General features: G+C 65.7%; 24 protein-coding genes and 2 tRNA genes. 11 read left to right on the top strand and 15 right to left on the bottom strand.

Features of this window, described 5'->3' with window-relative positions; translation table 11 throughout:
- Nucleotides 1-42 precede the first annotated feature (42 nt).
- Entirely contained in the window at nucleotides 43-918 is an 876-nt protein-coding gene (locus C0Z18_RS14160; RefSeq protein WP_199189450.1) for an RHS repeat-associated core domain-containing protein, read from the bottom strand.
- A 124-nt stretch (nucleotides 919-1,042) separates the two neighbouring features.
- Here C0Z18_RS14160 and C0Z18_RS14155 point away from each other — a divergent pair, with 124 nt between their 5' ends.
- Nucleotides 1,043-3,232, top strand: coding sequence for an ATP-dependent helicase (locus C0Z18_RS14155; protein WP_102646039.1), 2,190 nt, complete (start codon nucleotides 1,043-1,045; stop codon nucleotides 3,230-3,232).
- A gap of 75 nt (nucleotides 3,233-3,307) precedes the next feature.
- Here C0Z18_RS14155 and C0Z18_RS14150 read toward each other — a convergent pair whose 3' ends face one another.
- From C0Z18_RS14150 to fdxA, 8 genes are all read right to left on the bottom strand, one after another.
- Nucleotides 3,308-4,081: a DUF4088 family protein gene (locus C0Z18_RS14150; RefSeq protein ID WP_102646038.1), complete on the bottom strand. Its 774-nt coding sequence runs from the start codon at nucleotides 4,079-4,081 to the stop codon at nucleotides 3,308-3,310.
- Between the two features lie 297 nt (nucleotides 4,082-4,378).
- Complete coding sequence (locus C0Z18_RS14140) at nucleotides 4,379-4,702, bottom strand: AzlD domain-containing protein (RefSeq protein WP_102646036.1); 324 nt, start codon at nucleotides 4,700-4,702, stop codon at nucleotides 4,379-4,381.
- Entirely contained in the window at nucleotides 4,699-5,466 is a 768-nt protein-coding gene (locus C0Z18_RS14135) for an AzlC family ABC transporter permease (RefSeq protein WP_102646035.1), read from the bottom strand. The genes C0Z18_RS14140 and C0Z18_RS14135 overlap by 4 nt, the downstream gene beginning before the upstream one ends.
- 147 nt (nucleotides 5,467-5,613) lie before the next feature.
- Nucleotides 5,614-6,486 carry a helix-turn-helix domain-containing protein gene (locus C0Z18_RS14130; protein WP_102646093.1) on the bottom strand — a complete coding sequence of 291 codons (873 nt, stop codon included), beginning with the start codon at nucleotides 6,484-6,486 and terminating at the stop codon, nucleotides 5,614-5,616.
- A gap of 48 nt (nucleotides 6,487-6,534) precedes the next feature.
- Nucleotides 6,535-7,026 carry a CreA family protein gene (locus C0Z18_RS14125; RefSeq protein ID WP_102646092.1) on the bottom strand — a complete coding sequence of 164 codons (492 nt, stop codon included), beginning with the start codon at nucleotides 7,024-7,026 and terminating at the stop codon, nucleotides 6,535-6,537.
- Nucleotides 7,027-7,193: 167 nt separating this feature from the next.
- Nucleotides 7,194-7,269 (bottom strand) — tRNA-Asn (locus C0Z18_RS14120).
- Between the two features lie 71 nt (nucleotides 7,270-7,340).
- Nucleotides 7,341-7,416, bottom strand: a tRNA-Asn gene (locus C0Z18_RS14115).
- A 140-nt stretch (nucleotides 7,417-7,556) separates the two neighbouring features.
- Nucleotides 7,557-7,880, bottom strand: coding sequence for a ferredoxin FdxA (gene fdxA, locus C0Z18_RS14110; protein WP_102646034.1), 324 nt, complete (start codon nucleotides 7,878-7,880; stop codon nucleotides 7,557-7,559).
- Nucleotides 7,881-8,139: 259 nt separating this feature from the next.
- Between fdxA and pncB the strand changes: the two genes are divergently transcribed.
- The 5 genes from pncB to rmuC all read left to right on the top strand — a co-directional run bounded on the left by pncB (nucleotide 8,140) and on the right by rmuC (nucleotide 14,106).
- Complete coding sequence (gene pncB, locus C0Z18_RS14105; RefSeq protein ID WP_102646033.1) at nucleotides 8,140-9,339, top strand: nicotinate phosphoribosyltransferase; 1,200 nt, start codon at nucleotides 8,140-8,142, stop codon at nucleotides 9,337-9,339.
- A gap of 87 nt (nucleotides 9,340-9,426) precedes the next feature.
- Nucleotides 9,427-10,098, top strand: a complete 672-nt coding sequence (locus tag C0Z18_RS14100) for a LutC/YkgG family protein (protein ID WP_102646032.1) — start codon at nucleotides 9,427-9,429, stop codon at nucleotides 10,096-10,098.
- A gap of 166 nt (nucleotides 10,099-10,264) precedes the next feature.
- Complete coding sequence (locus tag C0Z18_RS14095) at nucleotides 10,265-11,611, top strand: sodium:proton antiporter (RefSeq protein WP_233217314.1); 1,347 nt, start codon at nucleotides 10,265-10,267, stop codon at nucleotides 11,609-11,611.
- A gap of 18 nt (nucleotides 11,612-11,629) precedes the next feature.
- Nucleotides 11,630-12,619, top strand: a complete 990-nt coding sequence (locus C0Z18_RS14090; protein WP_102646030.1) for a 2-hydroxyacid dehydrogenase — start codon at nucleotides 11,630-11,632, stop codon at nucleotides 12,617-12,619.
- Nucleotides 12,616-14,106 carry a DNA recombination protein RmuC gene (gene rmuC / locus C0Z18_RS14085; RefSeq protein WP_102646029.1) on the top strand — a complete coding sequence of 497 codons (1,491 nt, stop codon included), beginning with the start codon at nucleotides 12,616-12,618 and terminating at the stop codon, nucleotides 14,104-14,106. The genes C0Z18_RS14090 and rmuC overlap by 4 nt, the downstream gene beginning before the upstream one ends.
- Before the next feature lie 73 nt (nucleotides 14,107-14,179).
- Here rmuC and C0Z18_RS14080 read toward each other — a convergent pair whose 3' ends face one another.
- From C0Z18_RS14080 to C0Z18_RS14055, 6 genes are all read right to left on the bottom strand, one after another.
- Nucleotides 14,180-14,662: a GNAT family N-acetyltransferase gene (locus C0Z18_RS14080; protein WP_102646028.1), complete on the bottom strand. Its 483-nt coding sequence runs from the start codon at nucleotides 14,660-14,662 to the stop codon at nucleotides 14,180-14,182.
- Between the two features lie 3 nt (nucleotides 14,663-14,665).
- Complete coding sequence (locus tag C0Z18_RS14075) at nucleotides 14,666-14,944, bottom strand: hypothetical protein (RefSeq protein WP_102646027.1); 279 nt, start codon at nucleotides 14,942-14,944, stop codon at nucleotides 14,666-14,668.
- A gap of 64 nt (nucleotides 14,945-15,008) precedes the next feature.
- Entirely contained in the window at nucleotides 15,009-16,301 is a 1,293-nt protein-coding gene (moeA, locus tag C0Z18_RS14070) for a molybdopterin molybdotransferase MoeA (RefSeq protein ID WP_102646026.1), read from the bottom strand.
- A 43-nt stretch (nucleotides 16,302-16,344) separates the two neighbouring features.
- Nucleotides 16,345-17,010, bottom strand: a complete 666-nt coding sequence (mobA, locus tag C0Z18_RS14065; RefSeq protein WP_102646025.1) for a molybdenum cofactor guanylyltransferase MobA — start codon at nucleotides 17,008-17,010, stop codon at nucleotides 16,345-16,347.
- Nucleotides 17,011-17,025: 15 nt separating this feature from the next.
- Nucleotides 17,026-18,129, bottom strand: coding sequence for a GTP 3',8-cyclase MoaA (gene moaA, locus C0Z18_RS14060; RefSeq protein WP_102646024.1), 1,104 nt, complete (start codon nucleotides 18,127-18,129; stop codon nucleotides 17,026-17,028).
- A 193-nt stretch (nucleotides 18,130-18,322) separates the two neighbouring features.
- Nucleotides 18,323-21,463, bottom strand: a complete 3,141-nt coding sequence (locus tag C0Z18_RS14055; protein WP_102646091.1) for an Rne/Rng family ribonuclease — start codon at nucleotides 21,461-21,463, stop codon at nucleotides 18,323-18,325.
- Nucleotides 21,464-21,869: 406 nt separating this feature from the next.
- Between C0Z18_RS14055 and C0Z18_RS32715 the strand changes: the two genes are divergently transcribed.
- Genes C0Z18_RS32715 through C0Z18_RS14035 form a run of 5 tightly spaced genes read left to right on the top strand, consistent with a single transcriptional unit; the run spans nucleotide 21,870 to nucleotide 25,316 of the window.
- Entirely contained in the window at nucleotides 21,870-22,208 is a 339-nt protein-coding gene (locus C0Z18_RS32715; RefSeq protein ID WP_146014010.1) for a hypothetical protein, read from the top strand.
- Nucleotides 22,201-23,229 carry an RluA family pseudouridine synthase gene (locus tag C0Z18_RS14050; protein ID WP_102646023.1) on the top strand — a complete coding sequence of 343 codons (1,029 nt, stop codon included), beginning with the start codon at nucleotides 22,201-22,203 and terminating at the stop codon, nucleotides 23,227-23,229. The genes C0Z18_RS32715 and C0Z18_RS14050 overlap by 8 nt, the downstream gene beginning before the upstream one ends.
- Nucleotides 23,210-23,869, top strand: a complete 660-nt coding sequence (locus C0Z18_RS14045; RefSeq protein ID WP_102646022.1) for an HAD-IIIA family hydrolase — start codon at nucleotides 23,210-23,212, stop codon at nucleotides 23,867-23,869. The genes C0Z18_RS14050 and C0Z18_RS14045 overlap by 20 nt, the downstream gene beginning before the upstream one ends.
- Nucleotides 23,866-24,270, top strand: coding sequence for a Rieske (2Fe-2S) protein (locus C0Z18_RS14040; protein ID WP_102646021.1), 405 nt, complete (start codon nucleotides 23,866-23,868; stop codon nucleotides 24,268-24,270). Before C0Z18_RS14045 ends, C0Z18_RS14040 begins: the two co-directional genes overlap by 4 nt.
- A 41-nt stretch (nucleotides 24,271-24,311) precedes the next feature.
- On the top strand, nucleotides 24,312-25,316 hold the full coding sequence (locus C0Z18_RS14035) for a S49 family peptidase (protein WP_102646020.1): 1,005 nt from the start codon (nucleotides 24,312-24,314) through the stop codon (nucleotides 25,314-25,316).
- The last annotated feature ends 22 nt before the right edge of the window (nucleotides 25,317-25,338 follow it).

Raw genomic sequence — 25,338 nt, 5'->3', positions numbered from 1 at the left:
AAGCGCTTGGGTCTCTGCACGCGGCCGGATGCCGCCGGAACGCTAGAGCGGCGGTGGCTTCTTGCCGATCAGGAGGCGTTTTTGTTTCACCGGCAGCTTGAGCGTGAACATCGGTTGCTCGTATATGGGGCCGAAGCCTTGCAGGCGTTCGCTCGCGGCGCTGACGCGGTCGTCAAGCGCACGATATTGACGCCATAACGCGCGCGTGCGCGAGTCCGTTGGCGGTAGATCGTCGATGAAGTCCTTCGCCACGGAAAGGGTGCCCTCTGCGCTATCACGCCCTTGCTTGGCCCTCGAGACGGTCGAGTTCCAATTTTTTAAATTGCTCGCGCTATTCTGGTCGCCCTCGAATCGGTTTGCGGCAGCGGCTACGTCGCGTTGGAGAATGTCGAGCGCGAGCTCGACGCTGGAGATGTCGCCCTCGGCGTTTTCCAAGTAGTTTTTGGCCGTCATCGTGCTTGCCGCCGAGGAAGGGTTATTCAGACTCTTCTCCCCCGGTACTTTCCATTGGCCCGTTGCAGTGTCGGCGGGGCGTGCGGTACGCGCGAATCGAACCGCGCGGCCGGCGAACGGTCGGTTGGCGACCGTGGCCAATGGCGCATCCTGCGCTTTTAGAATCGAGCCGCGCAATGCGACGGGTACCCGTTTCGGCGGATCGGGCTCCACGATGTCGTCGTCGAACCGGCGCGCCCATCCCAGTCCCCATGCATGACCGCTTGGATCGACACGGTTGATCGGATCGTCGCCGCAATACGCATAGGGATTGACGCCTCCCGCATCGAACGGGCTCAGTGCGTCGGGTGCGTTGAACCGCATCAACGGCGGCAGATACCAGCGATAGCCGCTACCCAAGGGATAGCCGGCGGCGACGGGATCGCGATAAGCGCCGGTGAACTGAAGCGAGACGATCGCTGCCATATTCGGCCCCAAGAAATCGTCTATCGAGGCTACTCGAATCGCACGGTGTACGCCCTGGAAAAACTGATAGGCTAGCGACTTCATTCTGTGGCCGGAGCCCATCGGGCAAGGGCCAGCCCATAGCATGCGCGTTCTCGCCGGCCATACAGCGTTGCAGCGCCGGCGCACGCCGATTCGAACGATCGACAGCCTTACCGTGTCCCCAATTTCCGCCGCCGCCGAGCCGGGTGCCAGCGCGCCGGCCGCCCCCTATCTTGAAAAGCTGAACGAGGCGCAGCGTGCCGCCGTCGAGCATGGCGTCGGCGAGGGCGCGAGCCCGGGCGGGCCGTTGCTCGTCATCGCGGGCGCGGGCTCGGGCAAGACCAATACGCTCGCCCATCGCGTCGCGCATTTGTTGGTCAAGGGCGCCGATCCGCGGCGAGTGTTGTTGCTCACGTTTTCGCGACGCGCGGCCGAGGACATGACGCGGCGCGCTACCCGTATCGCCGCGCAAGCGCTCGGCACTCGGGCCGACTTGGCTCAGGCGCTGACGTGGACGGGCACGTTCCATGGCGTCGGCGCGCGATTGCTGCGTGAGTACGCGGAAACGATCGGTTTGTCTCCCGCTTTCACGATCAACGACCGCGAGGATTGCGCCGATCTGATGAACGTGGTGCGCCACGAATTGGGGCTCTCGGCCAAGGAGCGGCGCTTCCCCGTCAAAGGCACGTGCTTGGCGATCTACTCGCGCGTCGTCAATACGGGAGCGAAATTACCGGACGTGCTCGACCAGGCCTTTCCCTGGTGCCGCGAATGGGAGCAGGACCTGCGCGCGCTCTTCGCGGCTTACGTCGCCGCCAAGCAAGCCCAGAATGTTCTCGACTATGACGACTTGCTGCTTTACTGGGCGCGCATGGCCGCGGAGCCTTCCATCGCTGCCGATCTGTCTCAACGGTTCGACCATGTGCTCGTGGACGAGTACCAAGACACGAACCGCTTGCAGTCGGCCATCTTGCTTTCGATGAAGCCCGACGGGCGCGGCTTGACCGTCGTGGGCGACGACGCGCAGTCGATCTATTCGTTTCGCGGTGCGACGGTGCGCAACATCCTGGATTTTCCGGCGCATTTCGCGCCCGCCGCCGCACGGGTGACGCTCGAGCGCAATTACCGCTCGACCGACGCGATTCTCGCGGCGTCCAATGCCGTGATCGGTTTGGCGAGCGAGCGCTTCACGAAATATCTATGGACCGATAAGACCTCGGCGCAGCGTCCCCGCCTCGTCTCCGTCGCGGGCGAGGTGGAGCAGGCGCGTTACGTGGTGGAAGCGGTGCTGCAGGCGCGCGAGGCGGGCATGAAGCTCAAGTCTCAGGCCGTGCTCTTTCGCGCGGCCCATCACAGCGCCGCGCTCGAACTCGAGCTGGCGCGGCGCAATATCCCGTTCGTCAAATTCGGCGGGCTGCGGTTTCTCGATTCGATCCACGTGAAGGACGTCCTCGCGGTACTGCGCTGGGCGCAAAACCCGCGCGATCGCGTGGCGGGATTCCGGGTTCTGCAACTGATGCCCGGCGTCGGGCCCTCAACGGCTGGCCGCGTGCTCGACGCTGTGGCCGCATCGGGCACGCTTGCCGCCTCGGTCGGTGCTTACGCGCCGCCGGCCCGCGCGGCCGACGATTGGCCCGCGTTCGCCGCGCTGATGGAAAAGGTAGGCGCCTCGCTGACGCCTTGGCCTGCCGAGTTCGAACAGGTGCGGCGTTGGTACGAGCCGCATCTGGAGCGCAACCACGAAGATGCGCTCACGCGCCATGCCGATATCTTGCAGATGGAGAGCCTGGCCGCGACGTTTCCGACGCGCGAGCGTTTTCTGACGGAGTTGACGCTCGATCCGCCCGATGCGACGAGCCACGAATCGGGCGTGCCGCTGCTCGACGAGGATTACCTGATTCTCTCGACGATCCATTCGGCCAAGGGCCAAGAGTGGCGCAACGTGTTCGTGCTGAACGGCGTCGATGGCTGTATTCCGTCCGATCTCGGCACGGGCAGCCAAGAGGAGATCGAAGAGGAGCGGCGCCTACTGTACGTCGCGATGACGCGCGCCAAGGAAGATTTGCACATCGTCGTCCCGCAGCGCTTTTACGTGCACAACCAAAACGCGCTGGGCGATCGCCACGTCTGGGCTTCACGCACGCGTTTCATTCCCGAGGCTTTATCGACGCTGTTCGACGTGCAAGCGTGGCCCCCGGTGGCAAGCGTATCGCCGCCGACAGAAGCCGGCCTAGCCGCGGCCGCCAAAGCGCGGATCGATATCGCGGCGCAACTGAAGGCGATGTGGGATTGAGCGGGGCCGGCGCACGGTAGGCGTGCGCCGTCGGCCCAACGCGGCAAACCGAACGCCGGGCCGTGGGATGGCGGGTTACCGGGGCCGGCGCGGCTCGACGCGCGGCTGAGCGGGGCGGGCCGGCTGCATGAAGAAGTTGCGCATCCACGCGGCCATGCGCGAGAAGATGTCGTAAGGCTCTTCCACGAAGATTTCCGGCTTCAGCAGCCGCAGATACTCCATGATTTGCTGGGCTTCCTGCTTCTGGAACGAGCCATGCGCGAGCCCGAGCTTGAGCAAGCCGCGCAACTCGCCGAGCTTTTCGCGCGCGGTACTGCCGACGCTCGTTTCGCAGGCGATCTTCGCTTCATACACGCGTTGACGCAGCGATTCCGCGAGCCGCCAGGCCGGGGTCTGCATCTTTTCCTCGAGCGATTGAATATCGCGGGCAGTCGATTTGATCTGGGCCGACAGCGGATCGACGAGCGACTCGTCGCCGCCGGCTTCTTTCACGATTGCCGCCGCCCAGTCGCGCGCGGCTTTCGCGACTTCCTCGGACGTCCACTCCGAGCGCACCGCGAAGCTGAAGCCGAACTCCTCGGCCTGACGCATGAGGATCGCGACGACGTCCGGGAACTCTTTCTCGAGCGTGCGTTTGGCCCAGGCGTACTGGCCGCCTTGCAACATGCGCTGCACCGCGTGCTCGGTGAGCGGCACCATGTTGTCGAGCAGCTTGGCCCGCAAGAAGTCTTCGAACGACGGCGTCGCGAACTGCGGGTCGAGCTTGAGCGATACCCGCATGAAGGCTTCGAAGTCCTTTTGGAGCGAAGAGATGGTCTCTTCGCGAAGAGAAAGGGTAATTTGGCCCATGGCTTGTCCTGGTCGCGCGTCCCCGGCGCCATCGCGGCGTTCTCGCGCGGGCGCCCTACGGTCGAGCCGGCACGCGTCCCCCAAACTGGCGGGCCTGCTCTCCCGGCCGGCGCACTTAACGGTTTTCGCATGCGCGCGTCAAGGCAGCAACGATGCGGCGCGGCCCCGCGCCGCGCGGCCAAGAAACGCGCTTCGTCTGATTAACGGCGATCGAGCGCGGAACTTGAGGGGCGAGCGCGCGATATCTGCCGAGGAATGCCTCTCGCGACCGGATCGCGTGCCGCGAGGGGCCCGGCACTACCGCAACACGAGGCCCTGCCAGAGGAAGAAGACGCCGAGCCCCACCGCGATGGTCAAAAGCGGCCGGCGGGTGATGGCCGAGACGACGCAGGCCGCGAGCGCCCCGACGAGCTGCGCGTTGCGCCAGGTCAGCTCCGGTGCACCACCGTGGGGCGTCACGGCCATCGGGACGATGATGGCGGTCAGCACCGTGACCGGCACGAAGCCGAGCGCCGTGCGCACGAGCGGCGGGAACACGATGCGCTCGCCCAGTAAAAAGACGGTCGATCGGATCGCGAACGTGATGACGGCCATGCCGAGGATCACGACGACGTAATTCATGATGCCGTCTCCACGGTGCGATCGGCAGGGGCATCGGCGCTGCGCCGGGCGCTGTCCGCGTGTTCCCGGCGGCGTTTGACCGGGTCGGCCGGCTGCTGGCCCGGGCCGCCGCTGGCCGCCCAAGGCCGCGAGAGTACGACGCCCACCGCCACGCCGGCTGCGACGGCGGCCAGGAGGCCGAGCTTATACGGCAGGCCCGCGCAGGCTAGGGCGACGACGCCGGCCGTCGCGGCCGAGGCGATGTAGCGCAGCGACACGAGTTGCGGCACGACAATGGCGATGAACGTGGCGGCCATGGCGAAATCGAGGCCGAGCGATTGCAGCCGGGGAAACGCGGCGCCGAACAGCAGCCCGGCCAACGTCGCGAGTTGCCAGCTGAAATACATGGCGAGGCCCGAGCCGAGGAAATAATGTGGCCCGATTTTTCCGGGCGGCGCGTGGCGATAGTGCGCATAAGCGACGGCGAAGACCTCGTCGGTCAGCAGGCCGCCCAGCGCGAGCCTCCAGCGCACGGGCAAGCGCGCGACGTACGGTGCCAACGTGGCGCTGTAGAGCACATGGCGCAGGTTGACGATGAACGTCGTCGCCCAAAGCACGGCGAAGCTCGCATGGGCCGCAACGAGCCCGAGCGCGATGAATTGAGCCGATCCGGCGAACACGGCGAGCGACATCAATTGGCCGTGCCACGGATGAAGCGGGCCGGTCGTGACCAGCGTGCCGAAGATCACGCCGAATGGGGCGCCGCCGACAACCATCGGGATCATGGCGCGGGCGCCGTCTAGCAATTCGTTGAGCGGGGTGCGTGGTTTCAAGGGAAAGTCCTCCTACTGCGCGCAGGATAGCGTCCCGCGCGCGCGGCGGGCTTGTACGTTCTTGCTTTGGCAAGGGCGCGGCGCTCGGGCTCGCGCCTCTTATCGCGTGCCGGCGTTTCCGGCTTGCCAGCGGCCCGGCGGCACGCCGAACATGCGCCGGAAATGTCGCGTGAAGTGACTTTGATCGGTGAAGCCGCAGGCTGCGGCGACATCGGCCACGGCCATGCCCTCGCGCAACAACGCGAGCGCGCGCTGCAGCCGCAATTGATTCCGCCAAGCGTGGGGCGGCATCCGGGTGGCTTGCGTGAATAGCCGCGCCGCGTGAAAGGCGGATAGGCCGACTTGCTCGGCGAGCTCCGTCAGGCTGAGCGGCGCGGTCAGATCGGCCGCGAGCCGCTCTTTCATCAGTGCGACGCGCGGCGGATCGGCGCTCGCCCGGCGGGCGTCGCCGGGGTGCTGCGCATAGCGCGCGATCAACGTGGACATCGCGTCGATCAACGCCGTCTCCGCCGCGAGCGGGTCGCCGTGCGGCGTGCCGAGATCGGGCGTGGCGCCCAGTGCTTCGAGCAAACGATGGGCGTACGCGACTCTCGCCGCCAGATCGGGGTCGCGGATGACATCGGTGGGGAACCACGGCATCGGGTTCGGCGCGGAGCCGATATCGCCGGCGAGCCCCACCATGAAATCGACGGGGATGTAGAACACGCGATAGCGCCAACCCACTTCCATGGCGCGCGATCCGGTGTGGACCTCGCCCGGATTGATCACCGGGACCGTGCCCGCCTCGGCGACATGGTGCGCGCCCTGGTAGGCGAACGCTTCGGCGCCGGCTTCGATGGCGGGTATCGCGTAGGCCTCGTGCCAATGGGGCGAGAACTCGTGCTCGCGATATTCGGCCGTGACCATCTCCGCGCCGGGCAGGAGCGGCGAGCGCCAATAGCGGGCGCAGTCGCGGAAGCGGGGCTCGTCCATGATCGGCATTGTCGGTTTGCGGTTTGCGGTCTGCCGCCGGCGCGTGCCTCAGCGCAACGGCACGGTCGAGCCGGCCGGCAACGGCACGGCGCTGACGCTGTTTTTCGCGCTGCCCGAGACGATGCGGTCGCTATAGGTCAGATACACGAGCGCGTTGCGCTTGGTATCGACGATGCGCACCACGTGCAACGCCTTGAAGATCAGCGACATCCGTTCGGTGAAGACGTCGGCTTGCCGTTTCACGGGCCCGGAAAACTTGATGGGTCCGACTTGCCGGCAAGCGATCGACGCCTCGGTGGGGTCTTCCGCGATACCGAGCGTGCCCTTGATTCCGCCGGTGCGCGCGCGAGAGACGAAGCAGGTGATGCCTGCGACGTCGGGATCGTCGTAGGCTTCGACGACGACGCGATCGGAGCCCGTGATGTGGAAGTTCGTATTGACGCTGCCGATTTCCTCGCCGTGCGCGAGCGGCGCGGCGCTCAGCAGTGCGACGCAGGCCGCGACGAGGACGCGAAAGGGGGAGTGGGCGAAGCGGATCATGGCGAATTTGCGGCGTTTTGCCGCGCTGCGAGGCGCTGCGCGGCCCAAAGCGAACGGTATCACAACGGGTGGACGCGAGCGCCTTGCCCGAGCAGCCGGTCCATGAACCGACGACCCATGCAAAAAGGGCCCGTCGCATGTACGACGGGCCCTTTCGCTGAAGCTTTTGGCTCCCCGACCTGGGCTCGAACCAGGGACCTACGGATTAACAGTCCGGCGCTCTACCGACTGAGCTATCGGGGAACAACGTGCTACGAAAATCGATACTGCGTAAAAAAGCCCGTTATGACGAACGGGCTCTTCCATTCATTCTTTGGCTCCCCGACCTGGGCTCGAACCAGGGACCTACGGATTAACAGTCCGGCGCTCTACCGACTGAGCTATCGGGGAACAACAACAGCAGAGAAGCGAGATTTTATGTACCGGCTCTCGCTCTGTCAATACCCTCGCGCATTCTTCGCGACTGCCGACACGCCGCGCCCGGGCCACGAAGCGGGGGCGCTACGCGCGTATGCGGCCGTCAGCGGCCTTTAACGTTCGAGGTATTGCAGTTTTTCCTGGATGTCCTTGAACTGGTCCGCCTCGGGCAGAGGGGCCTTGGTCTTCGTGATGCTCGGCCAAATCTTGGCCAATTCGGCGTTCAGCGGCGTGAACTGCTGCTGATCGCCGGGCACGTCTTCCTCGGCGTAAATCGCGTTCACCGGGCATTCGGCGACGCACACGGCACAGTCGATGCACTCATCGGGGTCGATCGCGAGGAAGTTGGGACCTTCGCGAAAGCAGTCCACCGGGCAGACGTCGACGCAGTCGGTATAGCGGCATTTGATGCAGCTTTCGGTCACAACGTGAGTCATTCAAACTCCTGCAGGTATCTTGAGGAAAATGCGAATAAGCAAGCAGCGTATTGTAACTTAACGCCTTGGCCGCGATGCGCCGAGGGTCTTCGTGCCGTTTAGATCGATTCGTGATTAGTTTATGGGACCCGAGCGATGTCCGGACTGCGCTCGTGCCCCGGGCGCACGTCATGCGCCGCGGTTGGGGTAACATGCGGCGATTGCTCGGAGACAGGCGGCGCATGGGCGTGCCGCCGATTCGCGCGCCCTAGCCGATATCATGATCATCACCTCGCTGCTCGACACGGATCTGTACAAGTTCACGATGATGCAGGTCGTCTTGCATCAGTTTCCCGCGGCAAATGTGGAGTATCGCTTCCGCTGCCGCACGCCGAATGTGAACTTGGCGCCCTACGTGGAGGAAATCCGCGACGAAATACGCCAGCTTTGCGAGTTGCGCTTCACCGAGGACGAACTCGATTATTTGCGGCAGATGCGCTTCATCAAGAGCGACTTCGTCGATTTTCTCGGCTTGTTCCACTTGAACGAGAAGTACATCTCGATCGAGGCGTCGGGCAAGCGCGCGGGGGAAATCGAGATCTCGATCAAGGGCCCGTGGCTGCACACGATCCTGTTCGAGATTCCGGTCCTGGCCATCGTCAACGAAGTCTACTTCCGCAATACGCAGCGCGAACCCGACTATGCGATCGGGCGCGAACGCCTCGGCGAAAAGATCGCGCTGCTCGGCGCACGGCCCGAATTCGCCGACTGCAAGATCGCCGACTACGGCACGCGCCGGCGTTTTTCGAAACACTGGCACGAAGAGGTGATCCGTACGCTGATGGACGGTATCGGCGAACAGTTCGCGGGCACGAGCAACGTGTTTTATGCCAAGAAGCACGGCCTCACGCCGCTCGGCACCATGGCGCACGAGTATCTGCAGGCGTGTCAGGCGCTGGGGCCGCGCTTGCGCGACTCGCAGACGTACGGCTTCGAAGTGTGGGCGAAGGAATACCGCGGGGACCTCGGCATCGCGCTGTCCGACGTCTACGGGATGAAAGCGTTCCTGAACGACTTCGATATGTACTTCTGCAAGCTGTTCGATGGCGCGCGCCACGATTCGGGCGATCCGTTCGAGTGGGGCGAGCAGTTGCTGCGGCACTACGAAGAGAACCGGTGCGATCCGCGCACGAAAGTCCTCGTGTTCTCGGATGCCCTCGATATCCCGAAAGTGCTGCAACTCTACGAGCGCTTTCGAGGCCGCTGCCGCCTCGCGTTCGGCGTGGGCACCAATCTCACGAACGACCTCGGCTACCGTCCGCTGCAGATCGTCATCAAAATGGTCCGCTGCAACGGGCAACCGGTCGCCAAGCTGTCCGATTCGCCCGGCAAGAACATGTGCGACGACAAAGCCTACCTGGCTTATTTGCGGCAGGTGTTCGGAATCGAAACGAACGTCGACGACGACTGTCCCGATTGAAGCATCGCCTGGCCGGCAGGCCGATGTATCCCAAAAAAGAAGGCCCGTATAATCGTCCATTCATTCGGCTTGACGACGAGGAACGCAATGGATACATCGGCGGCGCGGCGCAACATACTCGCGCGGATTCGCGCGGCGTCCGGCCGTCCGGCCGAACCCGAGGCATCCGAACGCGAGGCCGTCGCCGATTACCTCGCGCGCCATCCTCGAGGGCCGCGTCCCGAGTTGCCGTCCGATCGCGAAGGGTTGATCTCGCGCTTCGTCGACGAAGCGCGGCTCATGGCGAGCACGGTCGAGCTCGTCGAGACGCTCGATGAGGTGCCCGCCGCGGCCGCACGCTATTTGTCCGAGCTGGGCGCGGCGCCCCAGGCCGTCGCCTGGGCAACGCTGAAAGCCTTGCCGTGGGGCGAAGCGGGGCTGGCGGTCGAGTTTCGCCGGCCCACGAACGGCGACCTCGTGGGCGTCACGGGGTGTTTTTGCGCGACGGCCGAAACCGGCTCGCTCGTGCTGCTGTCGGGGCCCGAAACCGAGGCGTCGATGGCGTTGCTTCCTGAAACGCACATCGCCGTGGTGCCCGCGTCGCGCATCGTGGCGGGTCAGGAAGAGGCGTTCGCGCTCATGCGTCTCGAGCGCGGCGAGTTGCCGCGCGCCGTCAATTTCGTGTCGGGGCCCTCGCGCACCGGCGACATCGAGCAAACCATCGTGCTCGGGGCACACGGCCCCTATCGCGTGCACACGATCGTCGTGCGCGGCGGTTGAGCCCGATGCCGGGGCGGCCGGACGATTGCAGCCGGCCGTTCCACCCATCGAAAGGAAGGACATGTTTGAAAGAAAAGCCGCTTGCGCGCGCAACGCGGCGGCGGGTGCATTTGCCGTAATCGTTGCGGGTTGGTCTTCGTGCGCGTGGGCCGCGTCCACCGGGACCATGCCCGACGGGGCGCTGCTCGGGCCGGGCTGGGCCGTTCCGTTCGCGGGCATCTTGCTCTCGATCGCACTGTTTCCGTTGATCGCGCCGGTGCTTTGGCATCGGCATTTCGGAAAAATCGCGGCGGCGTGGGCCATCGCCTTTCTCGTACCGTTTGCTTATGCATTCGGCGCCGGGGCCGCCGCGCATTCGCTCGCCCACGCGGTCATCGCCGAATACGTTCCCTTCATCGTCTTGCTGACTGCGCTTTATACAGTCGCGGGCGGCATCTGCGTGCGGGGCGCGCTGCATGGGTCGCCACGCGTGAACGTGGCGCTGCTGGCGCTCGGCACCGCGCTCGCGAGCATCATGGGCACGACGGGCGCGGCCATGTTGCTGATCAGGCCGTTGCTTCGCGCGAACGACAATCGCCAACACGTCGCGCACGTTTTCGTCTTTTTTATTTTTCTCGTGGCGAACGCGGGCGGTTCGCTCTCGCCGCTCGGCGATCCGCCGTTGTTTCTCGGTTTTCTGAACGGCGTGAGCTTTTTCTGGACGACGCGCCACCTCGCCTTGCCGATGCTTTTCATTTGCGCCGTGTTGCTGGCCGTCTTCTACGCGCTCGACCGTTACTACTACCGCCGGCCGGGCGAGGAACGCGAGGCGAGTCTCGATCCGTCGCCCGATTCGATCGGCATTGCGATCGAGGGCAAGCGCAATTTTGTGTTGCTGGCGTTCGTCATCGGCCTCGTCTTGATGAGCGGGTTGTGGAAGCCGGGTATCGTGTTCGACGTGGCCGGGACGCCGCTCGCGCTGCAAGACGCGGTGCGCGACGCCGCGCTCGTCGTCGTCACGCTCGTTTCGCTTGCGATCACGCCGCGCACGGCGCGCACCGGAAACGCGTTCAGTTGGGCTCCGATGCAAGAGGTCGCGAAGATTTTCGGCGCGATCTTCGTCACGATCGCGCCGGTGGTGATGATGCTGCGAGCGGGCGAGCATGGCGCATTCGCTCAGGTGCTGCACCTGGTGACGGGTGCGGACGGCCGTCCGATCGACGCCATGTATTTCTGGGCGACGGGTATCCTGTCATCGTTTCTCGACAACGCGCCGACCTATCTCGTGTTCTTCAACCTCGTGGGCGGCGATGCGCAAGTGCTGATGACGGCGGGGGCCACGACGCTCGCGGCCATCTCGGCGGGGGCCGTTTTCATGGGGGCGAACAGCTATATCGGCAATGCGCCGAACTTCATGGTCAAGGCGATCGCCGAATCGCGCGGCGTGCGTATGCCGAGCTTTTTCGGCTACCTCGGGTGGTCGGCCGCCGTGCTCATTCCGGTGTTCCTGCTGACGACGTGGCTGTTTTTCTGATTTCGGATGGAGAGATAGATGCAAAAGATTCTGGTCGCGCGCCCCATCTTTCCCGACGTCGTCGAGCGCTTGAGGCAGCATTTCGACGTCGATTGGAACGACGGGCCCGCGCTTGCGCCGGACGAGCTGGCGCGCCGGCTCGCCGATAAGGACGGCGCATTGACCGCGGGCGATCCGATCGGCGCCGCGATCTTCGCGGCGGCCCCGCGTCTGCGCGCGGTCGCGAACATGGCGGTGGGATACAACAATTTCGACATCGACGCGTTCAATGCCGCAAACGTGATCGCGACGAACACGCCGGACGTACTGAACGAGGCCACAGCCGATTTCGGTTGGGCGTTGATGATGGCGGCGGCGCGGCGCGTGACCGAGAGCGAGCATTGGCTGCGCGCGGGCAAGTGGGGCGCTTGGCGCTACGACGGTTTTCTCGGCACGGACATTTACGGCTCGACGCTCGGCATTATCGGCATGGGGCGGATCGGCCAGGCGCTTGCGCGCCGCGCGCGCGGTTTTTCCATGCGCGTCGTGTACCACAACCGTTCGCGCGTCGCGCCGCAGATCGAGACTGAGCTCGCGGCCGAATATCTATCGAAACACGACTTGCTGCGCCAAGCCGATCACGTCGTGCTCGTGGTGCCGTACAGCGCACAGAGCCATCACACGATCGGCGCCCCCGAACTCGCGTTGATGAAGCCGAGCGCCACACTCACGAATATCGCGCGCGGCGGTATCGTCGACGATGCCGCGCTGGCGGACGCGCTGCACGAGCGGCGCATCGCGAGCGCGGGGCTGGACGTGTTCGAAGGGGAGCCGAACGTGAATCCGCGGCTACTGAGCGCGCCCAGCGTGGTGCTCACGCCGCATATCGCCAGCGCCACCGAAGCCACGCGCCGGGCAATGGCCAATCTCGCGGCGGACAATCTCATCGCCGCGCTGGGGATGGGGCCGCGCGCGGGTCGGCCGCCCAATCCGATCAACCCCGAAGTATTAGGACGCACGCGTTCATGACGACGATTCTTTTGGTGGCGCTGGCCTGCGCCGTCGTGCTCTTGGCCATCGCCCTCGCGTGGGCGATCAAGAGCGCGAGCCGCGCGAACGATCGGGCGGCGTTCGCCGAACTCGGTCAATGCATCGAAACGGCCGGCGAGACGCAGGCCCGCGCGTACGAGCGGCTCGAACGGGAATTGCGAGGTGAGCTCGCCGAAACGTCGCGCCTGTCTCGTGCCGAGCTAGGCGGCGGTTTCGCGCAATTCCAGCAGACGCTTGCCGCGCAACTGACGAGTGTCGCGACCGTCCAAAATCAGCAGATCGACGGTTTCGCCAAGCGCCTCGCGCAACTGACCGAAACGAACGCGACGCAGTTGGACGCCATGCGCGACAGCTTGCAGCGGCACGCGCACGAATCGCGCGACGAACAAGCGTCGGCGCTCAAGCGGTTCGGCGACACGCTCGCGCAGCAACTCGCGCAGCTCGTCGAGGCGAACGACCGGCGCTTTGCCGAGGTGCGCGCGACGCTCGAAGCGAGGCTCAAGGATATCGAAGCGAACAACGCGACGAAGCTCGAGGAGATGCGCCGCACGGTCGACGAAAAGCTGCATGCGACGCTCGAGCAACGCCTCGGCGAATCGTTCAAGCTCGTCTCGGATCGGCTCGAGCAGGTGCATCGCGGCCTCGGCGAAATGCAATCGTTGGCGGCGGGGGTGGGCGATCTGAAGAAGGTGCTCACGAATGTGAAGACGCGCGGGACGTGGGGCGAAGTGCAACTCGAGGCCTTGCTCGAGCAGATCCTGACGCCTGAGCAGTACGCGAAGAACGTGGCGACGGTACCGAAGAGCAACGAACGGGTCGAATTTGCCATCAAGTTGCCGGGCAGGATCGAAGGAAACGGCGGGCAGGGCGTGGCGACGCCCGTATGGCTGCCGATCGATGCGAAATTTCCGCGTGAGGACTACGAGCGCCTGATCGATGCGCAGGAGCGCGGCGATCCGGTCGCTGTCGAGGAAGCTTCGCGATCCCTGGAGGCGCGTGTGCGCGGCGAGGCGCGTACCATCGCCGAAAAGTACGTCGCGCCGCCGCACACGACGGATTTCGCGCTGTTGTTCTTGCCGACCGAGGGGCTCTATGCCGAGGTATTGCGCCGCCCCGGGCTCACCGACCAGTTGCAGCGCGACTATCGCGTCACGATCGCGGGCCCTACGACGCTGACGGCATTGTTGAACAGTTTGCAGATGGGCTTTCGTACGCTGGCGATCGAAAAGCGCTCGAGCGAGGTATGGCAGGTACTCGGCGCCGTGAAGACCGAATTCGGCAAATTCGGCGACGTGCTGGCCAAGACGAAGTCGCAGCTCGAAACGGTGACGCGTTCGATCGAGGCCGCCGAACGGCGTACGCGCGTCATGAACACGAAGCTGAGGGAAGTGGAGGCGCTGCCGGGCGACCAAACGGAAGGGTTGCTCGGCGATGCCTATGCGGGCGTGAACGAGCCCGAAGTCTAAACGGCGCTTGCCGGAACGCGTCCGTGGCGGGGCTCGCACCCGCCCGCGCGCTTGCGCCGCTCGGGCGGCGCGTTCAGGCTGCGGAGGCGAGCCGGTTCAACGCGTCGTCGGTCACGCGCACGATGCGCCAGTCGGGCATGACGGTGGCGCCCATCTTCGTGTAGAAATCGATGGCGCTCTGATTCCAGTCGAGGACCGACCACTCGAAACGCCCGCATTGGCGTTCGACGGCGATCGCGGCGACGCGCCGCAACAGCGCGGTGCCGAGTCCACCGCCGCGCAGCGTGGGCTGCACGTAGAGGTCTTCCAAATACAGGCCGCGCCGGCCCAAGAACGTCGAGAAGTTTTGGAAGAACAGCGCATAGCCGACGATCTTGCCTTCGCGCTCGGCCACGAGCGCTTCGGCGGCCGGATGCGGCCCGAACAGTGCCTCGCCGAGCGTCTCCTCGGTCGCCACGAACAGATGCGTGAGCTTTTCGAATTCGGCGAGTTCGCGCATCAAACCGAGCATGCCGGTCACGTCGAGCGGCGTGGCTTCGCGAATGAGGTCGGCCATTTCTTAGGCCTCTTCGGGAACGTCGGACAAGACGATCTCGATGCCGCCGAAGCGCTGCGCCACCCAGTTGTAGACATGGCAAGCGATCCAGAGCAGCACGAAGCCGAGAATCGCATTGAGCAGCACGGCGCTGAAAAAGATCGTTCCCGTCTCGGCCGATCCTTGGCGGAAATAAGCGACCAGCGTACCGAGCAAGACGATCGGCGTACTGAAAATCACGTAGACGAGGATGAGCGCCTTCGCGGTCTGTCCCGGCGCGATCGAAAGGATTTGTTTTTTCATGGGTCCAAGCCTCGTTGAGAGACGGTGTGCTATCCGGTAAATCGGCCGCGGTGTTGCGCGCGGCTCAAATGAGCCCTTCGAAGGGCATGATGTCGACGCTTTCGCCTGCCGACACGTCGCCTTGCGCGTGAGTCAGTACGATGAAGCAGTTCGCCTCGCTCATCGAGCTGAGCACGCCCGAGCCCTGTGAGTGCGTGGGCGTCACGCTCCAGCATCCGGCCGCGTCGCGCGTGGCGATGCCTCGCAAAAATTCCGTGCGTCCGGGCCGCTTTTTGATCGGTACGCCGCTCGCGGCGGCAAATTGTAGCGGGCCTGGGGCGATCGCGCCCGACATTGCGACGAGCGCGTCGCGCACGAGTTGGTAGAACGAGACCATCACGGCCACCGGGTTGCCGGGCAATCCGAAGAACAGCGCGCTGCTGCCGCCCGCGCCGCGCCCGTCGGGCCACAGCCGGCCGAAGGCGAACGGCCGGCCGGGCCGCATGGCGAGTTGCCAAAATGCGACGTCGCCGAGCGTGGCCGTCATGCGCGCGGTGAAGTCGGCATCGCCCACCGAGACGCCGCCGGAGGTCAACACGACGTCGGCGCTCTTGGCCGCGGCGTGCAACGCGGCCTCGATCGCATCGGGCTCGTCGCGTACGACACCGAGATCGAGCGCATCGATATTCAGGCGCGCAAGCATCGCATGCAGCGTATAGCGATTGCTGTCGTAGACGCAGCCTGTCTCGAGCGGCTCGCCGACCGAACGCAGTTCGTCGCCGGTCGAGAAAAACGCGACGCGCACGCGCCGGCGCACGGCCACCTCGGCCACGCCGAGCGAAGCGAGCAGACCCAGGTCGGCGGGGCGCACGATGCGGCCGGCTTTGAGCGCGGCCCGTCCGCGTGCGAGATCTTCGCCGGCGCGGCGGCGATTCGCGCCCGGGGCGAGGGTTTGCGGGTCGAACACGACGTTCGAGCCGGTTCGGGTCACGAATTCTTGAGGTACGACCGTATCGCAGCCGGGGGGCATCGGCGCCCCCGTCATGATCCGGACGCATTCGCGCGAACCGCAGCTTCGGTCGAACGGATGGCCGGCACGCGCTTCGCCGGCGACGACGAGCGTCAAAGGCGCGCCGGCCGAGAGCGCGGCGCCGTCGAACGCGTAGCCGTCCATCGCGGCGTTATCGTGCGCCGGCACATCGATGGGCGACACGATGTCTCGAGCCAACACCCGGTTCAGTGCCGCGCGCAGCGCGACTCGCTCGGTCGCTTCGATGGGCGTTACCGCGGCGCGGATGAGGGCGCGTGCCGTATCGACCGGCAGCGGGTTCGCCGTCGCCGAGGAAGATGAGCCGGATTTGTCGTTGGGAGTCGTCATCGAAGAGGGGGCGCGGGGCGATGGCCGCGCACGGCGCGTGGGCCTATTGCCCGGGGTGCCCGTCGTGCCTATCGTGCCCGGGGCGAGCCTCGATCGTTCGTGCGAGATCGGCGAGCTCATGCAAAGAGTTGGCATTGTAAAACGCGCCCTCGTCGCGAAAGGGCACTTCGACCTGCTTGTGGCGTCCGTACCACGTACGCACCTTGCGCTCGCCGGCGTTCAGGTAGGCGGCGAGATCGTCGGCAAGCGCTCTGCGTACGAGGGCGATGACGGGATGCAGTTCGATGTGCCCCGCGCCGTCGGCGGTTCCGGCCACGGCGACGTCGGCCTGCTCGGCGTCCAGTGCGGCCAGTAGCCGCGCGGCGAGATCCGACGGCAAGCAAGGCGTATCGCAGGGCGCGCAAAGCAGCAGCTCGGTCGAGCAGGCTCTGAGCCCCGCAAGCAGACCGGCCAGCGGCCCGGGAAAGTCGGCCGATGCGTCCGTAATGACGCGGGCACCGTGCGGCGCCCCTAAACGAGCGTAGTCGTCGAGATGGCGATTCGCGCTGATCAGCAGCGCATCGGCTTGTGGAGCGATACGTTCGACGACGTGCGCCGCCAGCGGAACGCCCGCGAGCAATTGCAGGCCCTTGTCGAGCCCGCCCATTCGGGTGCCGCGGCCGCCGGCGAGGACGAGGCCGGTGATGCGCTTGCGAGCGAGGGGATCCATCTTGACGGTTCGGTATCAGCCGCCGATATACGACATTTCGACGCGCGCTTGGTTAGCGGGCGCCGGGGCGGCGTTGCCGCGCAACTGCGAATAGCGATCGTCGCGCGCCTGCCAGATTCGGCCGATCGCGGTGCCGATCTCCTCGTCGCTTGCGCCGCCTCGCACGAGCGCGCGCAGGTCGTGGCCCCCGGAGGCAAACAGACACAGATAGAGCTTGCCTTCCGTCGATAGCCGCGCGCGGGTGCACGTGCCGCAAAATGCGCGCGTGACGCTGGAGATGACACCGATTTCACCGCTGCCGTCCGCGTAGCCCCAGCGCTGCGCCGTTTCGGAGGGCGTATGCGCTTCCAGCGGCACGAGCGGGAAATGTTCCGCGATACGGGCGACGACGTCGGCGGAGGGCAGCACCTCCGTCATGTTCCACCCGTTCGAGGTGCCGACGTCCATGTATTCGATGAAGCGCAGCACCGCGCCGGAGCCCTTGAAGTGCCGAGCCATCGGCAAGATCTCGCCGTCGTTCGTCCCGCGCTTGACGACCATGTTGACCTTGATCGGCGCGAGCCCGGCGGCTTGCGCGGCCGCGATGCCGTCGAGCACGGCGCTCGGCGCGAAATCGGCGTCGTTCATGCGTTTGAACAGGGCATCGTCGAGCGCGTCGAGGCTGACGGTGACGCGCGTCAATCCCGCCTCTTTCAACGCGCGCGCCTTACGCGCGAGCAGCGAACCGTTCGTGGTCAGTGTGAGATCGAGGGGCCGTCCGTCGGGCGTGGTCAAGGCGGCAAGCCTTTCGATGAGCCATTCGATGTTCTTGCGAAGCAACGGTTCGCCGCCCGTCAGCCGGATCTTATCGACACCGTGCGCGACGAACACGCGCGCCAGCCGCTCGATTTCCTCGAACGTCAGCAGCGCACTATGCGGTAGGAACGGATAGTCGTTGCCGAATACGGCCCGCGGCATGCAGTAGACGCACCGGAAGTTGCAGCGATCGGTGACGGAAATACGCAGGTCGCGCAGCGGCCGCGAGAGCGTGTCGGCTAGCATCCCGCGCGCGGCGAGCGGCTCGCCGGCGACACTCGGGATCGCGCTGACGTCGGCGACGGGAATAATGCGACGGGACATGATGAGACGAAAAGCGAGCAGATGCCCATTCTAGCCGAACGCCGCGCCCGGGGCGGTCATGGCCCCCGCGACGATACGGATAACGGCCCACCATGTGATGTGCGTCAACGGTCTGACGAAAAAAAAGCCCGCCGTGTCAGGCGGGCTCGTCACGCGGCCGGGCGCGGGCGCGCCCTTGGCTGCGAGTATGGACTTAGGCGTCCTTACGCGTTTCGACCTGCTGCATCGGGGTCGAATCGGCAGGCGGCAGCGCCTTGCGTTCGCGAGTCACACGCTGCGGCGCCGGTGCTTGCGCAGCCGCTTCCTGTGCCGCGCGCAGTTTCGCCGCGTCGGTATTGACCCACACCAAACCGGCCGATTCGAGCATCGGACGCAGGTCGGCGGCGGCCAGACCGTTGGTGCGCGGGCTCGGCGTTGCCACGGCTTCGACTGCCGCGGGGCGCTGCACGAGTTCCGTTACGGCGCTGGCGGCCTCGACGGGCGCGAACGCCGCACTCGCCACCGGCTCGGCTGCGACGTCCGGCGAAGCTTGAACGACGGGTTCCGGCGCCGGCGCGGCTTCCACGATCCGGGCGATGGCCGATTCGGGCTCCGCTGCAACCGGCGCGGGTGCAGCGGGCGCCGCTTCGACAGCCTTCGGCAGTTCTGCCGGTGCGCCGATGGACTCGCTCGGTGCCGGCGCGGCCGCGACGACGGGCGCTTCGACAACCGGCGCCTCGACGACCGGGGTTTCGGGCAGCGGTGCGGCGATCGGCTCGCGGGTCGGCACGGGCGTCGCCACCGCTTGCTCGGCCGGCGACGATACTCGTGCTTCGAAGTGAGTCTCGGTAGGCACAGCTGCGGCGGTTTCGGCGGTTTGGGCGCTATGCGGCTGCGCTTCGCTCGTCGCCGCTTGCGGCGGCACGGCGGCCGCGGCGCCCTCGGCTTCGGCCACATCGGCTGCCAGCGTCGCGTTCACGCCTTCTTCCTCGCGCTCGCGACGGCCGCCGCGACGGCCACGGCGGCGACGGCGGCGTTCTTCACCGTCTCGCGCCGCGCCTTCGAGTTCCGGCGTGGGGACGCCGACTGCCACGGCGCCTTCCGCCGCTTGTGCTTCCGCGCGCGCGTTGGCTTCCGCCGCGGTCACCTCGGGTTGCGGCTTGCGGCGTTCGCCGCGCTCTTGGCGCTCACCACGCTCGGCGCGTTCACCGCGTTCCGCACGTTCCTGACGCTCGCCGCGCTCTTGGCGCTCGCCGCGTTCCGCACGTTCTTGACGCTCACCACGCTCCACGCGCTCGACGCGTTCGCCACGCTCCGCGCGCTCGCCGCGTTCACGCCGTTCGCCGCGGGGGGCGTTTTCGGCCGCCTCGTTGCGCTCTTGACCACGCTCGCGCGCCTCGCCGCGTCCTTCGCGGCCTTCACGCGGCTCACGCTGTTCGCGCGCCGGACGTTGCGACGGTTGCTGGCCGGTACGGCCGCCGACGGCCGATTCGGTACGGGCCGCGCCGTCGCGGCCACCTGCACCGCGGCGGTTGCGGTTGTTGCGATCGCCGCCGCGTTCCGTGCGTTCGCCGCGTGCCGGGCGTACCGGTTGAGCGGGTTCGGGCGCGGGCGCCGGGGTTTGCGGTTGACCGCCGAACAGGCTCTTGATCCAGCCGAAGAACCCGCCGGTGCGCGCTTCGACCGCGGCCGGCGCGGCCGCCGGTTGCACGCGGACTGGTGCGCTAGGCGCCGGCCGCTCGGGCGTGATGCCTTTCACCGCCGCTTCCTGCTTCGGTTTCACTTCTTCGCTGCGCTTGCTGTAGGCCGTTTCCGATTCGAGTTCGCGAGCTGCTTCCTCGGCCATCTTCCAGGAGGCGCGCGGCTCGTCGAGGCGCACATCGTCGTGGCGCAGACGCTCGAGCTTGTAGTGCGGCGTATCGAGATGCTTGTTCGGAATGAGGACGACGCCCACTTTGAAGCGCGACTCGATCTTGTTGATTTCCTGGCGCTTTTCGTTGAGCAAGAAGGCCGTGACTTCGACGGGCACCTGGCAATGGATCGCCGCGGTGTTTTCCTTCATCGCTTCTTCTTGAATGATCCGCAGCACTTGCAGAGCGGACGATTCCGTATCGCGAATGTGGCCGGTGCCGTTGCAGCGCGGGCAGGTGACGTGGCTGCCTTCGGACAGGGCGGGGCGCAGGCGCTGTCGCGAGAGCTCCATCAGGCCGAAGCGCGAGATCTTGCCCATCTGCACGCGGGCGCGGTCATGCTTGAGCGCGTCTTTCAGGCGCTGTTCGACTTCGCGCTGGCTCTTGGCCGACTCCATGTCGATGAAATCGATCACGATCAGGCCGCCGAGGTCGCGCAAGCGCAGTTGGCGGGCCACTTCGTCGGCCGCTTCGAGGTTCGTGCGCGTGGCCGTTTCCTCGATGTCGGCGCCCTTCGTGGCGCGTGCCGAGTTCACGTCGATGGCGACGAGCGCTTCCGTGTGATCGATCACGATCGCGCCGCCCGAAGGCAGCGGCACCGTGCGCGAATACGCCGTCTCGATCTGGTGCTCGATCTGGAAGCGCGAAAAGAGGGGCACGTCGTCGTGGTAGCGCTTCACCTTGCCGACGTTGTCGGGCATCACGATATCCATGAAGGCGCGCGCCTGGTCATAGATTTCCGTGGTGTCGATGAGAATTTCACCGATATCGGGCTGGAAGTAGTCGCGGATCGCACGGATCACGAGGCTCGATTCCAGATAGATCAGCATCGGCTGGCCGCTTTGGCCGCTTTGCGAGGCGGCCTCGATCGCGCGCCACAGTTGCATCAGGTAGTTCAAATCCCACTGCAACTCTTCGGCGCTGCGGCCGATGCCGGCCGTGCGCGCGATGATGCTCATGCCGTCGGGCAGTTGCAGCTGCGACATCGTTTCGCGCAGCTCTTGGCGATCGTCGCCTTCGATCCGGCGCGACACGCCGCCGCCGCGCGGGTTGTTCGGCATCAAAACGAGGTAGCGGCCGGCAAGCGAGATGAACGTCGTCAGGGCCGCGCCTTTGTTGCCGCGCTCTTCCTTTTCAACCTGAACGATGAGTTCCTGCCCTTCGCGCAAGGCGTCTTGAATGCGCGCGGAGCGCATGTCGACGCCTTCCTTGAAGTACTGGCGGGCGACTTCTTTGAACGGCAAGAAGCCGTGGCGGTCTTCGCCGTAGTTGACGAAACACGCCTCGAGCGACGGCTCGATGCGCGTCACGATCCCCTTGTAGATGTTGCCTTTGCGCTGTTCGCGGCCGGCGGTTTCGATGTCGATGTCGATGAGTTTTTGCCCATCGACGATGGCGACGCGCAGCTCTTCCTGCTGCGTCGCGTTGAACAACATGCGTTTCATTGAACGGCTCCAGAGCGGCGTCGCCATGCGCGCCGGCCCGGCGTAAAGCCGGCCCGGCGACGCACGGTAAGGCGCGCCGCGTCCTTATTGTGTTTTCACAAGCACGCGGGAGCGGGAACGATGGCGGGGAGAATTGCCTGAGAGGACTCGCTTTCGGCCGACGAGGGCTGCGAGCCGCATGGGCGCATGCGAACACGGCTTCAAATAACGGCGCGACACGAGGGCGTGTGCCGAATGCCCGGGCGATCCTCGCAACAATCCGGCGCACCGTTCGATGCCCGTGCCGGACCGGGGAAAGCTGCGCCGCGTGTGGCGGCGCGAAGCCCGATGCATACTCGACCGCCACGCGGGCGTGTCTTGCCAATGTTTGACGTCGCCGTGCGTCCCGCTTCACGCGGAACGCATAATGGCGCTCGCCGTAGGTTTCGCAATCGGGAGCCTGATTTCGCTCGACAAACACGCGCGCGACAACCAAGGCTCACCAGATGAATTCTTTTTTACCAAAATTCCGTTACCGTCGGCGCCGACCGGACCGAACGCGCCTATGGGCGACGTCCCTGCCGCGATGGATGCCGTGCGTGCAACTCGTTGCTTCTCGATTCAGGGCGAGCAACCGGCCCTTGGGTGCAGCCAAGCAAGTAAAATAGCAGGTTCTTGCTTCTCCCTGCACAATCCGGGCGAGGAGCCGCGAAAAAATGCGCGGCACGCAACGGATTGCTGGGCAAATTATATTCAGAATGAATGAGTTAGGCAAAATATCCCAGAAATCGGTCGCACCCGACCAGGTCTCGATGATACAGGTGGACGACGCGGTCGCCGGGCAGCGCATCGACAATTTTTTGTTGCGCGTCTGTAAGGGTGTGCCGAAAAGTCACATCTACCGGATCTTGCGCAGCGGGGAAGTGCGGGTCAACAAGCGCCGCGTCGATGCCAAGTACCGGCTGGAGCCCGGCGACGTCGTCCGCGTGCCGCCCGTGCGCGTCGCGCAAACCGACACGTTCGATGAAGCGCTGATGGCGCCGCCGCCGGCGAATTTCGAGATCCTGTTCGAAGACGAATACATGCTGGCGATCAACAAGCCCGCGGGCGTGGCCGTCCACGGCGGCAGCGGGATCGCCTTCGGGGTCATCGAGCAAATGCGCGGGGCGCGTCCGCTCGGCAAGTTCCTGGAACTCGTGCACCGCCTCGATCGCGAGACGTCCGGCGTCCTGTTACTGGCGAAAAAGCGCGCGGCGCTCGTCGGATTGCACGAGCAGATTCGCGAAAACCGTATGGACAAGCGCTATTACGCCTGCGTGCACGGGCAGTGGGCCAGCGATTGGGGACGGCGGCGCGCGGTCAAGGAACCGCTTTTCAAGTACCTTACGCCTGAAGGCGAGCGGCGCGTGCGCGTGCAGCCGGACGGCGCCCCGTCGCACACGGTGTTCAACCTTATCGAGCGTTGGCCCGAGTACGCCCTGCTCGAGGCCGAATTGAAGACGGGGCGGACTCACCAGATCCGCGTCCATTTGGCGCATCTCGGGCTGCCGATCGTCGGCGACGCGAAATACGGCGACTTCGCGTTGAACAAGGCGCTGGCGCGGGCGAACGCGCGTCCCTCGCTGAAGCGGATGTTCCTGCACGCGTATCGATTGCGTCTGACGCATCCGATCACGGGCGAGCCCATGGAGCTTGCCGCTCCGTTGCCGGACGAACTCCGGCGTTTCCTCGATCAACTCACCGACCTGCGCAACGAGACGCAACCCGATGCCCCGACAGCAATTTGACCTCATCGTCTTCGACTGGGACGGCACGCTGATGGATTCGACGGCGCACATCGCGCGCAGTATTCAGGCCGCCTGCCGCGACCTTGGACTGCCGGTGCCCGCCGACGACGCCGCGCGCTATGTGATCGGCCTCGGTTTGCGCGACGCGCTGCAAATCGCGGCGCCGACGCTCGATCCGGCCGACTATCCGCGGCTGGCCGAGCGCTACCGCTTCCATTACCTGATCAAAGACGCGCACACGGAATTGTTCGCGGGTGTCCGGGAATTGCTCGACGAATTGCGGGCGCAAGGCTATCTGCTGGCCGTCGCGACCGGCAAGAGCCGGGTCGGACTGAACCGGGCGCTGGACGAAGTGCGGCTCACGAGCGTTTTCGACGGCACGCGCTGCGCCGATGAGACGTTTTCGAAGCCGCATCCGGCGATGCTGCACGAACTCACGCGCGAACTCGGCCAGGATCTCGCGCGCACCGTCATGATCGGCGATACCACGCACGATCTGCAGATGGCGACCAACGCCGGCGCGGCGGGCGTGGCGGTCACCTACGGCGCGCATCCGGTCGACGCGCTCGTCAAACTCGAGCCGCGTTTCGTCGCCGAGAGCGTCGGCGCGCTCGGCGATTGGCTGCGGGAGCACGCATGAGCGCGGGCGATGCGGCGCCCGTGCGCGTGTGCGCTGCGGCCGATCTGGTCGACGGCGGCGCGGGCGTGCGCCGCGCGGCTCGCTATCTCGATGGCGATGCCGTCGTCTTTTTCATCCGCTACGACGGTGGTGTCTACGGCTATCTGAACCGCTGCGCGCACGTGCCGATGGAACTCGATTGGGTCGAGGGGCAGTTCTTCGAATCGTCGGGCTTATACTTGATGTGCGCCACGCATGGCGCGATTTATGCTCCGGACTCCGGACGCTGCGTCGGCGGTCCGTGCCGCGGCGCCCGCCTGAGGCCGGTGCAGGTCGAGGAGCGTGATACGCCCGAGGGGCGCGCCGTCTTCTGGCTGCCCGACGGCGACTTGAGGCCCGCCCCGGATGACGCCCGATCGTGACGTCACGCGATTTTTTCCAATAGAACGAAGAACCGAGAACCATGGCCGACCAACACACGCCCGAATCGCAGCACCCCCTGGAGCCGGAGCGCCGGCCGAGCGACGCCGCGCGCGAGCCGAACTGGGAGCGCGCCGCGCTCGAGCGGATCGCGCTGGCCGCGATCAATGAGCAACGGTCGGCGCGGCGCTGGAAGATTTTTTTTCGTTTCGCGTTTCTTGCCGTCTTCTTGCTGATCGTCGCGGGCATATTTAGCGCATCGCACGAAAAGCCCGTCGCGACGGGCCGCCACACGGCGCTCGTCTCGCTCGAGGGCGAGATCGCCGCCGATAAGAACGCCAATGCGAAGGACATCAATCGTTCGCTGCGCCGGGCCTTCGCCGATGCCGATACGGCCGGCGTCATTCTCTATATCAATAGTCCAGGTGGTTCGCCGGTCCAAGCGGGCATCATCAACTCGGAAATCCGCCGGCTGCGCGCGAAGTATCCGGCCAAGCCGCTGTACGTGGTCGTCGGCGATATGTGCGCGTCCGGCGGCTACTACGTTGCGGCCGCCGCCGACAAGATCTACGTGGATCATGCGAGCATCGTCGGCTCGATCGGCGTGCTGATGGACGGCTTCGGCTTCACGGGGCTCATGGATAAGCTCGGTGTGCAGCGCCGGCTGCATACGTCGGGCGCCAACAAGGGCTTCTTCGATCCGTTCTCGCCCGATACGCCCGCGATGGACGAGCACGCGCAGGCTATGCTCGATCAGATTCATCAGCAATTCATCGACGCCGTCCGGCAGGGGCGCGGCAAGCGCTTGCATGAAACGCCGGACATTTTCTCGGGCTTGTTCTGGACCGGTCAAAAGAGCGTCGAGCTCGGTCTTGCCGACGGCTTCGGCGATACCGGTCACGTGGCGCGCGACGTCATCAAGGCGCCGGAAATCGTCGATTACACCGAAAAAGAAAGCATCTCCGACCGCATCGCCCGCAAGTTCGGCGCTGCCGTCGGCGAGGGCGCGGTGCATGCGTTGGTGCTCGGCGGCTGGAAGCTGCACTGACTCACGGGGCGGCGCCCGGCTC

It is taken from the genome of Trinickia dabaoshanensis (assembly GCF_002879885.1).
In the GTDB taxonomy this organism is placed as follows: domain Bacteria; phylum Pseudomonadota; class Gammaproteobacteria; order Burkholderiales; family Burkholderiaceae; genus Trinickia; species Trinickia dabaoshanensis.
This window is presented reverse-complemented; position numbering and strand designations above follow the sequence as displayed.